The organism is Streptomyces sp. AM25, assembly GCF_058146165.1.
This window is the reverse complement of record NZ_JBKIWN010000003.1, coordinates 443554-456899: the sequence shown is the minus strand read 5'-3', so window position 1 is coordinate 456899 and position 13346 is coordinate 443554. Positions and strand designations below refer to the sequence as shown.

Annotated in this window: 8 protein-coding genes; 7 read left to right on the top strand and 1 reads right to left on the bottom strand. The window is 66.3% G+C overall.

What is annotated here, in order from left to right; all coding sequences use genetic code 11:
• The first annotated feature begins 66 nt into the window (after window positions 1-66).
• From ACLHRZ_RS06020 to ACLHRZ_RS05990, 7 genes are all read left to right on the top strand, one after another.
• Window positions 67-1503, top strand: a complete 1437-nt coding sequence (locus ACLHRZ_RS06020) for a glycosyltransferase family 2 protein (protein ID WP_490417195.1) — start codon at window positions 67-69, stop codon at window positions 1501-1503.
• Window positions 1500-4019, top strand: a complete 2520-nt coding sequence (locus ACLHRZ_RS06015; protein ID WP_490417194.1) for a hypothetical protein — start codon at window positions 1500-1502, stop codon at window positions 4017-4019. The genes ACLHRZ_RS06020 and ACLHRZ_RS06015 overlap by 4 nt, the downstream gene beginning before the upstream one ends.
• A gap of 276 nt (window positions 4020-4295) precedes the next feature.
• Entirely contained in the window at window positions 4296-6272 is a 1977-nt protein-coding gene (locus ACLHRZ_RS06010) for a glycosyltransferase (protein WP_490417193.1), read from the top strand.
• Window positions 6273-6820: 548 nt separating this feature from the next.
• On the top strand, window positions 6821-8311 hold the full coding sequence (locus tag ACLHRZ_RS06005; RefSeq protein WP_490417223.1) for a D-ribitol-5-phosphate cytidylyltransferase: 1491 nt from the start codon (window positions 6821-6823) through the stop codon (window positions 8309-8311).
• A gap of 142 nt (window positions 8312-8453) precedes the next feature.
• Window positions 8454-10493, top strand: coding sequence for a hypothetical protein (locus ACLHRZ_RS06000; RefSeq protein WP_490417192.1), 2040 nt, complete (start codon window positions 8454-8456; stop codon window positions 10491-10493).
• 216 nt (window positions 10494-10709) lie between these two features.
• Window positions 10710-11753, top strand: a complete 1044-nt coding sequence (gene galE / locus ACLHRZ_RS05995; protein ID WP_490417191.1) for a UDP-glucose 4-epimerase GalE — start codon at window positions 10710-10712, stop codon at window positions 11751-11753.
• A 454-nt stretch (window positions 11754-12207) separates the two neighbouring features.
• Window positions 12208-12480: a hypothetical protein gene (locus tag ACLHRZ_RS05990; protein WP_490417190.1), complete on the top strand. Its 273-nt coding sequence runs from the start codon at window positions 12208-12210 to the stop codon at window positions 12478-12480.
• Window positions 12481-12670: 190 nt separating this feature from the next.
• On the opposite strand, the gene ACLHRZ_RS05985 is transcribed toward ACLHRZ_RS05990, so the two are convergent.
• On the bottom strand, window positions 12671-13147 hold the full coding sequence (locus ACLHRZ_RS05985) for a hypothetical protein (protein ID WP_490417189.1): 477 nt from the start codon (window positions 13145-13147) through the stop codon (window positions 12671-12673).
• Window positions 13148-13346: the final 199 nt, after the last annotated feature.

The following is a 13346-nucleotide window of genomic DNA, read 5'->3' as shown; positions in this document are numbered from 1 at the left end:
GCCGTCCGGCAGGAAGCCGGGAGCCGGCCCGCCTTACTCCTGCCTACCCCCAAGAAATGAGCCACCGTGTACAACGTCAGCGTCGTCATCACGACGTTCAATCCCGGCAGCGGGCTGGGTACCACCCTGCAGTCGCTGGGCCGGCAGTCCATGTCCGCCTCGGACTTCGAGATCGTCATGGTGGACCACGGTTCCACGGACGGCACCCGTGAGCGCCTGCTCCAGTATGCCCAGGAGTATCCCCATACCAGGGTGGTTCCGCTGGAGTCTCCGGCGAGCCAGGCCCGTGCGCGCAATGCCGGTATCGATGCGGCGCGTGGGGAGTTCGTCCTGTTCCTCGACACCGACGACTGGCTGGGCGACGAGGCACTGGAGCGCCTGTACACCTACGGGGCCGACAACCAGGCGGATGTCGTCGTCGGGAAGATGGTCGGCATCAAGCGCTCCGTTCCGCGCGTGCTCTTCAGGAAGAGCCATCCCCACGCCAACCTCACCGAGCACTTGCTGATCGACAGCCTCAGCTGTCATGCGATGTTCCGCCGGGAGTTCCTGGACGAGCACGGCATCCGCTTCCCCGAGGGCCGCACCCAGGTCGTCGACCAGAGCTTCACCGTCACGTCCTACCTCACGGCCGCCAACGTGTCCGTGTACAGCGACTACCCCTGCTACTACTACGCCGGCGGCGGCGCCCGCGGGTTCGACGCAGCGGAACCGGCCGAGTACTTCGAGGAGATCCGCGAAGCCGTCGACACGGTCACCCGCCACACCGAGCCCGGGCCTCTGCGCGACAAGCTGCACCGGCGCTGGCTCCGCACCGAGATGATCGAACGGATGCGCAGCAACAGGCTGCTGCACCAGCTGCCCGGCCGCCGCAGCGAACTCACCGCCCTGATGCGGGAAATGATCGTCTCGGGGTTCAGCCAGGGAGTCATCACCGGCCTCCAGCCGGTCCAGCAGCTCGTCACCGCCATGATCATCGGAGACCTTCAGGACGACCTGCGCGAGCTCGCCCGCTGGGAGAGCGGCATCCGTCTCGCCTGCGGCATCGACCGAGTCCACTGGGAGAACGGGGCGACCGTCGTGCACTTCCACGCCGAACTGCTCGACTCCGGAGTCCCCATGGTGTTCCAGAACCTCGGCGGCCAGGACACGCTCATGCCGCCGATGTCGGAGAACGCCCGCCAGCTCCTGGAGCGCATGGGCGGAAACCTGGCCGTGAACACCGGCAAGACCGGACTCGAACTCACCCTCAAGGAACAGGGCAAGGGCGCCGAGTTCACCGTGCCCATGACCGTCGAACGCCAGCGCGTCTCCCTGTCCGCCCCCACATCCGGCACCTACACCGAACGCTTCCGCCTGCGGCTGAACGCCACCGCCACCATCGCCCACGACCTGGCCGTGGGCGAGAAGTCCCTGGACAAGGGCACCTGGGAACCCAGAATCCGAATGCGCCTGGCCGGCTGGAACGTCGCCGGCCGCCTGAACACCAGCAGCATGACATGACCACCGCACGCACCGACATCCACCTCCTCACGGGCCTGCGCCGCGCCAGACGCCGGACCTGGGCCCGCATAGCACTGCCGCGCTCCCGCGCAGTCCGCATCAAGCGCACGGCCTTCGCCCGCCGGCTCCGCGGACTGGCCATCGCCTGGCTGATGCTGCCCCAGTTCGCCGCACTGACCTGGTTCAGCCTGACAGCCGCACCCTGGCAGGCCACGCTGTGCGGCGTCCTGCTGTACCTCAGCGACTACTACCTACACCGGCACGAGAAGCCCCTGCTGAAGAAACTGGCACGCCTGCGGCTCACCCTCCCGCTGCGGATCAGCACCATCGGCATGTGCCTGTGCATCCCCCTGGTGGCACAGCTCGGCCTGCACAGCACCCCGGCACGGGTCACCCTGGCCTGCATGCTCGCCTGGATCATGGGACAGCCGCTGTACTCAGGACAGGTCCAGGCCATCACCCGGCTGCGCCAGGCCCCCGTCGTCACCCGCCGCATCCAACTGCCCTGCTACGACCAGACCCTGCGCCTGGCGCCCCCGCCCTCCCGGCTGACCAAGAACGAAGGCCGGCGCCTCCTGCACCAACTGCTCCTTGTCCTGGCCGGATACGCCGCATGGCCGGCAACCGGCAACGCGTGGACCGCGGCGCTCGGCACCATCGCCGCACTGGCATGGTCCCTGACCGCATCCCTGCTCCTGCTGCCGGCCCTGCTCCGCGCGCTCCGTCTGCCCCGGCCGCAGCAGGTCATCCGCGAAACCGAGCAATGGCTCCACACCTACGCCCCGGAAATCATCCTCTACTTCAGCGGAGACCGCTCCACGGCCTACCAGGCCAACATGTGGCTGCCGGTCCTGGAACACCTCCAGGCACGCCCGCTCATCCTCATCCGCGAACGCCACCTCATCCCGCTCCTCGACCCCACCACCACCCCCCTCCTGTGCGTTCCGGACAACGACACCCTCATCAACCTCACCCTGCCCGACTCCGTCAAGGCAGCCCTGTACCCCACCAACGTCGGCCGCAACATCCACTTCCACCGGCGCTCCGCCTTCCCGCACGTGTTCATCGGCCACGGAGACAGCGACAAGACACCCAGCACCAACCCGGTGATCCGGATGTACAACGAAATATGGGTGGCCGGCCACGGACACCAAGAACGGCTCAGCCGCGCCGGGCTGGGCATCCCCGACACCAACATCGTCCACGTCGGACGCCCGCAACTGGACACCCTCACCGCCCACACCGGCCGGAGTGCCCCGCACTTCTCGCTGACCGGGCAGCACATCCCCACGGTCCTGTACGCGCCGACCTGGGAAGGCTGGGCCGACACCCCGGGCGCAACCTCCCTGCTGGAAGCCGGCGAACGCATCGTCAGACAGCTGCTGTACGGCTCCTCGCCCGTACGGCTGATTTACCGCCCCCACCCCTACACCGGGCGCCGCGACCCCCGCGCCCGCCGGACCCACCAGCGCATCGCCGACATGATCGAAAAAGCCAACCGCAAACGCGCCAAAGACCCCCGCTACGGCGCAACAGCCCAAGACCACCGCCGACCGGAGCACGAGGTGGCCCTGCGCCGGCTCCAGCACGAGGCCGCAACCATGCGGGAGCAGCTGACCGGGCAAGGAGACGAACTGGCAGCCGCCGCACGACTCGCCACCGCGGACCCGGCAGCACTGCACGCAAGCCGGGAACGCAACGCCCGTGCCGAAGCGGCCTACTGGAACCACAGTCCCTGGTGGGAACACCGGATCGTCGAGCCCGCGGACGCCTCGCTCTACGCCACCTTCGCCGAGACCGACCTCCTGATAGCCGACATCTCCAGCGTCGTATCCGAGTACATCGCCACCCACAAGCCGTACGCCATCGTCAACTCGACAGGATCCAGCACCGAAACCTTCCGGGAAGAGAACACCGCCGCGCGCGCGGGCTACGTCCTGGGGCCCCGAGGCCAGGGATGCGCAAGCCTGGTCCGGCTGCTGTACGACCGCGACCGGCACACCCTGCAGCACCATCAGGCAGCGCTGCGCACGTACCTCCTGGGGCCCGAACACCCCACGGCCACGGACCGCTTCGTGCAAGCGGTCGAAGCTCTGTGCGGGCGTGCCGGCCGGCCACGCGCGGACCGGCCGGCCGACGAGGACGGCACGGAGCGAAGGAGAACGAGCGAGCCCGAGGACCGTACCCCTGTCCCGCAAGAGCACCGGCCCGTCGGCGACCTCCTCGGACCAGTCGGCAAGGGGCCCGGGCCCCTTCCCTGCGCGCCGGCGGCCGCTGCGCTGCCCCGGCCGGACGCCCCGTCCTTCGCTGCCGAAAGCCTGCAAGGTCCCGCGGAGGGCCCGTCATCCACGGAGCCGTCCCACGTACCGCTCAGCGACCTTTTCGCTGACATGCGCATCGCACCTTCCCATGCTGAACAGGAGCTGCCCGCCTCTGGCAGGAGCCACCGCGAGGGACACAAAGAAGGCCCGGCAGAGAGCACGGCTGTTCCTCGCGGCACAGAGGTATGCGGATAGCTGCGGCAATGCGACGTGCAGAATCCGCCGGGCGTAACAGCTCCTCATCCGCGCCCCTGAGATGACCCGGATGGCATGCACGCGGTTTTCGCTGCACCGACAGCCGCCAGGAGGCTCTTCATCAGCCGGCCGCGCCCGGCTGATGACCTGCTGGCCGAACCGGGGTGACGGCACCTGAGTACATGCTGCAAAAACCTAAAACTTCCAGGCGACTGCTTGAAAGTGAACACATGAACCACGAGTTACCTATTTTTTACACTGAGACGGGAATGCGTTATGAAGATTTCTTTCCTTATTCACAACCGGTACGGCATCGGAGGGGTGGTGAAGAGCACCGTAAACCTGGCGGGAGCCCTGGCCGAGCGCCATGACGTCGAGGTCGTCTCACTGCTCCGCCACCGGGATGCTCCCCGGTTCGCCCTGGATCCGCGCGTGGGAACGGTGGACCTCATCGACATGCGGGAGACCTCCGTCCGCTTCGACGGTGACGACCCCCTCCTGCATGCACCCGTGCGGATTTTCCCGGCAAAGGACGGAATGAGGACGTCGGAAAACAGCCGTCTGACGGAGGTGCGCCTGGCCGAGTACCTCTCCACGACGGATGCCGACATCGTCATATCCTGCCACCCCGGCATAGCCGTGTTTCTGGGGCGAGTCGGGGGCGACTTCCTCAAGATCGCGCAGATCCACCAGGCAAGCTACTCACTTGGCGGCGAACAGCGCAAGGCCCTTAGGGAAGCCTCCAGAAACCTTGACGCCCTGGTCTCGGTGAGTAACGAGGACGCGGCCAACATCCGGCAGCTTTTCACCGAGTCCGGGGTATTCGTCACTTCGATCCCCAACTGTGTTCCCCTGCTGGGCGGGCCCGTATCCGACGGAGATACCAAGACCATCATCGCCGCCGGAAGACTCGACAAAGGAAAACGCTACGACGTTCTCGTCCGCGCTTTCAGCCTGCTTGCGGAAAGCTGTCCCGACTGGCGGCTTCGCATCTACGGGCAGGGTGCTGAAAGCAAGCCGCTGGATACCCTGGTCGGCCAGCTCGGCCTTCACGACCAGATCCTCCTCATGGGTCCTTCCGCGCACATGGAAATGGAGTGGTCCAAAGCCGCCATCGCGGTGTCCGCATCAGCATCCGAGTGCCTCCCGATGAACATCATCGAGGCCATGACGGCAGGCGTCCCCGTGGTGAGCACCGACTGTGACTACGGGCCTCGCGAGATCATCACCCATGGCTCCAACGGCCTGCTGGTACCCGTCGACGACGCACACGAACTGGCCCGGGCACTGCACGCACTGATCGACGACCCCGTCAGGCGTGACGCCATAGGTGCGGCCGCCCGCCGCAGCACCGAACGCTTCACGCCACACACGATCGCCGATCGCTACGACGCACTCTTCGACAGCCTGACAGCAGGCAGAAAACTGCCGGCCACGACCTCGTGGAAGGTCTCTGAACAGGGCCACGTCCACTTGACCGTGCCAGCCTCCGGCTTCCCTTCACTGCGGCTGGTCTGCATCGACCGGACGTCGGCGACACCCTCCGTGTCCTTCGACCTGGCGCCCACCGATGACGGTGACGGCAGCATGGAGCACACCGTCACCCTGCTCCGCGGCAGCGCATCACTGCCCGAGGGCAACTGGGACCTGTACCTGGAGGCTGCGGGTACTGCGTTCCGGCGACGCCTCAAGACAGGGGTCTTCGACAACCGCAACCTACTGAAGATCAACGAACCCGGCACCGACGGGCACGCATGGCAGACCCTCACCCCTGTGGTCAACCCCGACGAGACCCTCTCCCTCCACAGCCGGGTACGTGCCGCCGCTCACGCAGAAGCCGACAGCGTCTCCATCGGTGAGCACTATGTCACCGTGGAGGGCCGCCTGTGGGGGGCACAGATGACCAGCGCGGCACAGCTCCTTGCGAGGGGCCGAAAATTTCGAGACATCAGCTTCAGCCTTCCTGCCGCACCCCTGGCAGGAAACGGGTTCCGCTTCACGATCCCGGTAAAAACTCCCGCCCAGCAACGGGCGGAGGAACACGATGTGTGGGACCTCTATCTGCAGCCAGGGCAGGGAGAGGACCCGGTCCGCATCGCACGGTTCCTCGGTGACTACACAGACAAGAAACACATCCACAACTACAGCCCGGTCGTACTCAAGAAAACAAAACACGGACCCGTGCGCGTCCGTCCTTTCTTCACCGTGGACAACGAGCTTTCCATGAACGTGGTCAATCTCAAGCCGCAATGACGACAGAGCCGTCCTGGGCGCCGGGACCGATCTGCGAAACAAAAGACTCCTTCAACGTGGCCGATGCATGCCGAGTACGTCTGCTCGATACCGGCCACCAGCAGTCCTCCGCCCGTCCCTGCGCATCGGACGCATCACGGCAAGGCCGCCGGGTACTCCCTCCGGTCACACACCTGTCCGTGACCCTCCGCGGGCTTCGGGCCGGCGCAGCAGGTGAGATCCTCCGGCGGCCACTGGCTGCTGAAGGAGAACTCCAGGACCCGTGCCATCCAGGCACCGCAAGACCGAGCGCATGCACTCCCCGCACATCCTCCGGACAGCCCGTCCCGGACTGTTGCACCCGGTGAAGGGCCGCAGCGCCCAGGGGAGGGATGGGGGGCGCGGCCGGCGACGACGCCCGGGGCCTCATCGGACTCATCTTTCGACCGCGGCTACCATCTTTCGCCCTCCGATTGCCGGGCGCGCGGTGCCAGCCTGTAAGAGCCGGACCGAAACCGGCACCTCTCACCAGCCCGCCGACCGGCGCCAGAATACGCAAGGAGACCCTCATGCCTGATGCTGCGGACCAGAAGCCGCCCCGCACCGTCGCTGTCATTCTCGCCGGCGGTACTGGCTCCCGCGTCGGGCTCGGCATGCCAAAGCAGCTCGTCAAGATCGCAGGAAAATCGATCATCGAGCACACCCTGCGCATATTCGATTCATCCGCCGACATCGACGACATCGTCATCTTCATGAAGCAGGATTACATTCCGGAAGTCCGCGACATCGTCCACCGCGCCAAAATGGTGAAGGTCCGCGGTATTCACCCCGGAGGAGTCACCCGGAACGAGACGACGCGACAGGCTCTGGACGTACTCTCCGAAGAGTTCGGGCACGACGATGACACCAAGGTGCTGATCCATGACGCCGTGCGTCCACTGGTGTCCCACCGCGTCATCTCCGACTGCATCACGGCCCTGGACGACCACGGAGCAGTGGACGTCGCGGTCCCGGCATCCGACACGGTGATCGTCACCCGCACCTCGGCCGACGGCGGCGCCTATATCGAGGACATCCCCGACCGCAGCTCCCTGCAACGAGGCCAGACCCCTCAGGCATTCCGGCTCTCTGCCATACGCCGGGCCTACGAACGCGCAGCCCAGGACCCGGACTTCACCGCAACGGACGACTGCGCTGTCGTTCTGCGCTACCTTCCCGATGTGCCGATCAGGGTCGTGTGCGGCGAGGAGCACAACGTCAAAGTCACCCACCCGGTCGACCTCTTCATCACCGACAAGCTCTTCCAGCTGCAATCCCAGCTGCCGCCGGCCAGCAGCTCCGACTCTGTGTACGCCGAGCACCTGAGCGGCAAGGTCCTGGTCGTCTTCGGCGGCAGCTACGGCATCGGCGCAGATGTCGCAGACCTCGCCGAGCAGCACGGCGCGAGGGTGTTCCGCTTCAGCCGGACGCTCACAGGAACCCACGTGGAGATCCCGGACCATGTCGAAGCCGCACTGCGCACAGCCCACGCCCAGACCGGCCGGATCGACTTCATCGTGAACACCGCCGGCATCCTGACCGTCGGCAACATCGCCGAGACCGATGCCGAGGAGATCCACCGGTCCACCGCCGTCAACTACCTTGCACCGGTGTTCGTGGCACGGGCGGGATACCCGTACCTGCGCCAGTCCAAGGGGCAGCTGCTGATGTACACCTCCAGCAGCTACACCCGCGGGCGGGAGCAGTACGTCCTGTACTCGTCCGCCAAAGCCGCAACGGTCAACCTCACCCAGGGACTTGCCGAGGAATGGGCGTCCGCCGGCATCCGCGTGAACTGCATCAACCCCGAGCGCACACGGACTCCGATGCGCCTCAGCGCCTTCGGCGAAGAACCGGAAGAGTCACTGCTCACCCCCGAGGCCGTGGCACAAACCTCGGTCGACGTACTGCTGTCGGACGCAACAGGCCATGTCTTCGACGTCCGCAGGCAAACCCCCATGGAAGCGAAGGCCCCGGGAACCACGCATCTGCCGATGCCGGAACTGACACCCCTGGCGTGACGTCCCCCCACGTCCCTGCCTCAACCCGTGCAAGATCACAGCGCCAGTACGAGCACGAACAGGGGAAGAAACCAACGAACTACCAGCCACTGCAGCTGCTGGAACTGACCTGACAGCTGCAAACCCAGCGAAGAAACCCATCATGATCGTCACTACGCTCAAGACAGCCGCACGCACCAGCAGGCGGAGCGAACAGGCAGCCGCCCTCGGCCTGCTGTGCGGCTACGCCGTCATGGCCGGCGCCGTCTGGCTCTCCAGCCCGTGGTTCTTCATAACCGGAGCCGCGACAGCCTACACAGGCGACTGGTATCTGCACCGTACCCGGAGCAGATACATCACGCTGCTGCGCAAAGGCCGGCTCGGCGTCTCCATACGCTCGTTCCTCCGCCGCTTTCTCCTGCTGCTTCTGCTCACACAGACGATGCCGGACACGGACGCAGCCCTGTCGGCCAGTGCTGCATTCTTCCTCGTCCTGCTCGTCGTACAGATCTGTCACGGAAACCTCGCCACCCTGACCAGCACCCGATTCCGGCCGGCCGTCATCACGCAGAACACCGTGCACGGCCAGACCGCCCCGCAGCCGCCGAAGCATCTGATATCTCAGCATGCCGAGAAGATGGACCGGATGGACATACCTGCCGTGTCCGGCATCCTGATTGCCGTGATGGCACAGGACATCTGGCCGGCTGCAGCAGGCATGACAGCATCCCTGCTTGGCGCAACCGTCTACCTGATGCTGCTGTGGCACGCACTCCACCGTGCAAAAAACCTTCCCGCCACAGATGAGCTCATCGCATCGGTGAACTTCTGGCTGGCGGCTCATGCACCGGAGACCGTGCTCTACTTCTCCGGATCGAAGAAATCCGCATACCAGATCAACATGTGGCTCCGCACAGCGGAACAACTCCACACCAGAACACTGGTGGTCCTGCGCGAACGCACCATCCTCAACGCGCTCGCCCCGACAACACTTCCCGTGATCTGCGTCCCCGCCGCAACCCACCTCATGCGCCTGGACTTCTCGACAGTACGAGTGGCCCTGTACCCCGCCAACGTCGGCAAGAACATCCACTTCCTGCGCATCCCGACCACGAAACACGCATTCATCGGCCACGGCGACAGCGACAAAGCCGCCAGCTTCAACCCCTTCTGCAAAGCCTACGACCAGGTCTGGGTCGCCGGCCCGGCAGGCCGCACCCGCTACGCCCAAGCGGCCATCGGAGTACGCGACGAGAACATCACCGAAGTGGGCCGCCCCCAGCTGTCCGGCATCCAGACCGCAGCCAGCCGCATCCCCGCACCCGTTCCCACCGTGCTCTACGCCCCGACCTGGGAAGGGTGGACCGACGAGCCCGGCAACACCTCGCTCTTGCTGGCAGGGGAGAACCTCGTGCGGTCCCTGCTCAGCAGCGACCGCCCCGTACGGGTCCTCTACCGGCCGCACCCCTTCACCGGCATCCGTGATCCGCGAGCATCGGCGGCCCACCGCCGGATCGTTGCACTGATCGAGGAAGCCGCACGCGAACGCCGACGCGATCCGCGATGGAAAGCCACCCCGGTCACCGACGCAGCACGCTCGCTGCTGGACCGAATCGAAGCCCAGACCACGGCACTTGAGAGAACCCGCCGCCTGCAGCCAGAACACGACAGCAGCTTCTCCCTGCGCATCCGCCGGCTGCACGAGGCCCGGAGCAAGGCATTCTGGCAGTCGGTGCCCCCCTGGGAGCACCAGGTGATCACCACGGCGAGCCCCGCTCTGCACGACTGCTTCAACCAGGCAGACGCGCTGCTCTCCGACGTATCCAGCGTTGTCTCCGACTTCCTGGCCAGCGGCAAGCCCTACGCCGTCACGGACTCCGCGGGCCTGGGACCCGATGAGTTCCGGCGCCGGCACGCCGCAGCCCGCGCTGCCATCGTGGTGACCAACGATGCCGGCGGCATGGACCTCCTCCTCGATGCGGTGCTGGACCCGTCCGCGGACGCACTCAGCACCGCACGCCAGGACCTCAGAGCCTTCCTGCTCGGACCCACAGGCAGCGATCCATTCGCCCGGATCAACGAGGCCGTCGCCCGCCTGGCCCGGGAAGCCGACCAGCGGAACCTCCGCATCGCACCCACAGAACGCAACGACACCCCTGCAGACACGAAGGCGGCCATGCCCGGTGCCGCTCACTCGAGATGAGAGATCCGAAGCCCAACTCGCGATGCAGATCTCTTGGCCACCCCCATGCCGGCCGAAGGCACCCTCGGCCGCGAGAGTACGCCAGATCCCGTAGCTGCTGTAAACGGACATCACACACAGCGAGCACGGAGGAAGACTCCCTCCGGAACCGATGCCGGAACATCAAAGACTTCCTTCTCCGGACCGAAACCATTCAGACACCAGGAGCATTTCCCGATGAAGAAAGTCCTCATCACTGGTGGCGCCGGATACATCGGCAGCACCATCGCCTCAGCCATGGCCGACCACGGCATCGCCCCTGTCGTCCTCGACGACCTCTCCACCGGGCGCAGAGAATTTCTCCACGGCCGCCCGTTCTATCAAGGTGACATCTCTGACCAGTCGTTGATCGACCGTATCTTCACCGAACACCCGGATATCGATGCCACCGTTCACTGTGCCGCCAAGATCGTAGTCCCCGACTCCGTCACCGATCCGCTGCACTACTACCACGAGAACGTCGGCAAGACTGTCCCCCTCCTCAAAGCACTCCAGCGCAACAACTGCTCCCGGCTTCTCTTTTCCTCAAGTGCATCGATATACGCCCCGCCTTCCGACGGCCGTGTCGACGAAACCAGCCCCGTAGTTCCTGACAGTCCATACGCCCGCACCAAAGCGATGACCGAGCAGATCCTGCAGGACTGGACCACCAGCACCCCTGTACGGGCCATCTCCCTGCGCTACTTCAACCCCGTCGGCGCCGACCCCCACCTGCGTACCGGCCCGCAGGACCCCAACCCCGGCCATGTCCTGGGCAAGCTCATCGAAGCCCACACCACCGGCACCCCGTTCACCGTCACTGGAGTGCACTGGCCCACACGAGACGGCTCCGCCGTCCGCGACTACATCCACGTATGGGACCTGGCCCTCGCCCACCTGGCCGCCCTCGAACACTTCGACAACGTCCTCCCTCCCGAAGCCGGCCCCGACGCACGGTACCGGTCCATCAATATCGGAACAGGCCAGGGAACCACTGTCCACGAACTGGTAGCAGCATTCGAGGAGGCCGCCGGAGTCTTCCTGGAAGTCCGCCACGCCGGCCCCCGTCCAGGCGACACCATCGGCTGCTACACCTCGTGCACCACCGCTCGCAGTCTTCTCCGCTGGACAGCCAGCAAACCCCTCGCCGAAGCTGTGCAGGACGCACTCGCCTGGCGCGCCAAGTGGGCTCAACACCTCCACAACGGTCTCATCCCGCAAGCTGAAGGCGCTTCAAAATGACGCCCCTGATGCACATCCGGCGATAGCAGAGCGCCACCCTTGTCTGTGAAGCCGGCGATTTGAGAAATCCGCCAGCCAACGGGTTCGAGCGGCATCCAAGCGCATCCCGAAGGTGACCGATGGGGTTATGCCGGCCGTGCATAAACTTGGCCCGGCGGAAGGACAGTTCTGGTAGCCCGTCTTGCTTGCGTCGCTCGTGGACATGGCTAATGCCGTCGGTACTCGGTATGCCGGCGGCCCAGGAGGACGTGGCCCAGCTGTTGCTCCACTTCGCCCGAGTCGCCCCGTTCCACACCGACCTGCGCAAGGCCAACACAGAGGACTGACCAGGCCGCAATCCCTCGACCGGGACGCGGTCCTCTCCTGAGCCGCCGCGCCAGGCGAGCCATGGCAGTACGACGACCTCGGTCACGGGTTCTGCACTTGCACCTTCTTCGAGCAGTACCCACACCGCATGGCCTGCGCTCGCTGCGACTTCTACACGCCGAAGGACTCCAGCCAGGGGCAGCTCCTGGAGGCCAAGGACAACCTCCAGCGCATGCCGGCGAGCGTCCCGCTCAGCGACGAGGAACGCGCCGCCCCCGACGACGGCCAGGCCGCCCCCGGCCAGCAGCTGGAACGGCTGGCCGACGTTCCCACGCCGACCGGGGCGACACCCCGCGAGATCGGCGTCCCGGCGACCGCGACACTCTTGCCGGTCGTCGCCGTCAACCAGGCCAAACACTGAACTACTTGACAGATCAGATTTCACAGAACGCGAAGATGAGTGGTGGAGGGAACGCTGAGCCGGCTGGTCCGCTCGCCCGGCCTGGCGCGCGATGCCGTGACGCTGCCCGAGATGCACGCGGCCGTAGTGCTGTGGTCCATGACCATGCTCATGAGCGCCCGTCTGGCCGGGCGCCGCCGGGACGCCTTCCTCACGCGGCCGCCGGCTCCGTGCGGAGGGTGAACAGCCCCGGCTCCGCCTCAACAGCCCAGCCCCGCGCGGCCAGCCGCTTCAGCCGCGAGCGCACCCCCTCGACACGGGCCGGGGCCGTCGGCTCGCCCAGGGCAAGCGCAATCTGCTTCGCCCGCATCCCACCGGCGGCCTCCGGCGCCGCCAGGAGGGACAGGATCCGCTGGTACTGCGGAGCAAGAATCTCCGCACCGGCACCCTCGACGCGGTGCGGCACCGTCGAACCCGGCACCGCGGCGGCCCTCTCCTGGCCCGTCATCCCGGCGTCCGGCCCGGCCAGCACCTCGGTGACGGTCTCGCGGGCCTGGCCGAGCCGCTCCAACTGCGCTTGCGCCGCGCTGAGCGCGGCTGTGATCCGCTCAGCCTCCTCGCGCAGCCGGGCCACCTCTTCGCGGACCTTCTTCTCCCGGGCCTCCAGCAGACCGAGCACCGACGGCATCAGCCACCTCCACGAACACGACGCGAACAGACGAACGCCCGAACTCCCCCGCCGCCAGTCGAAGTTCATGCCCGACCAGCAGAAATCCAGCGACCACATGCGGAATGCGGATGGCTTCTGACACCAGTTGCCGCTTCCACCCCGTCACCCGTTACCGGCGTACCCGGTCCAGTGCCACGTCGCGTACGGACTGCCACTC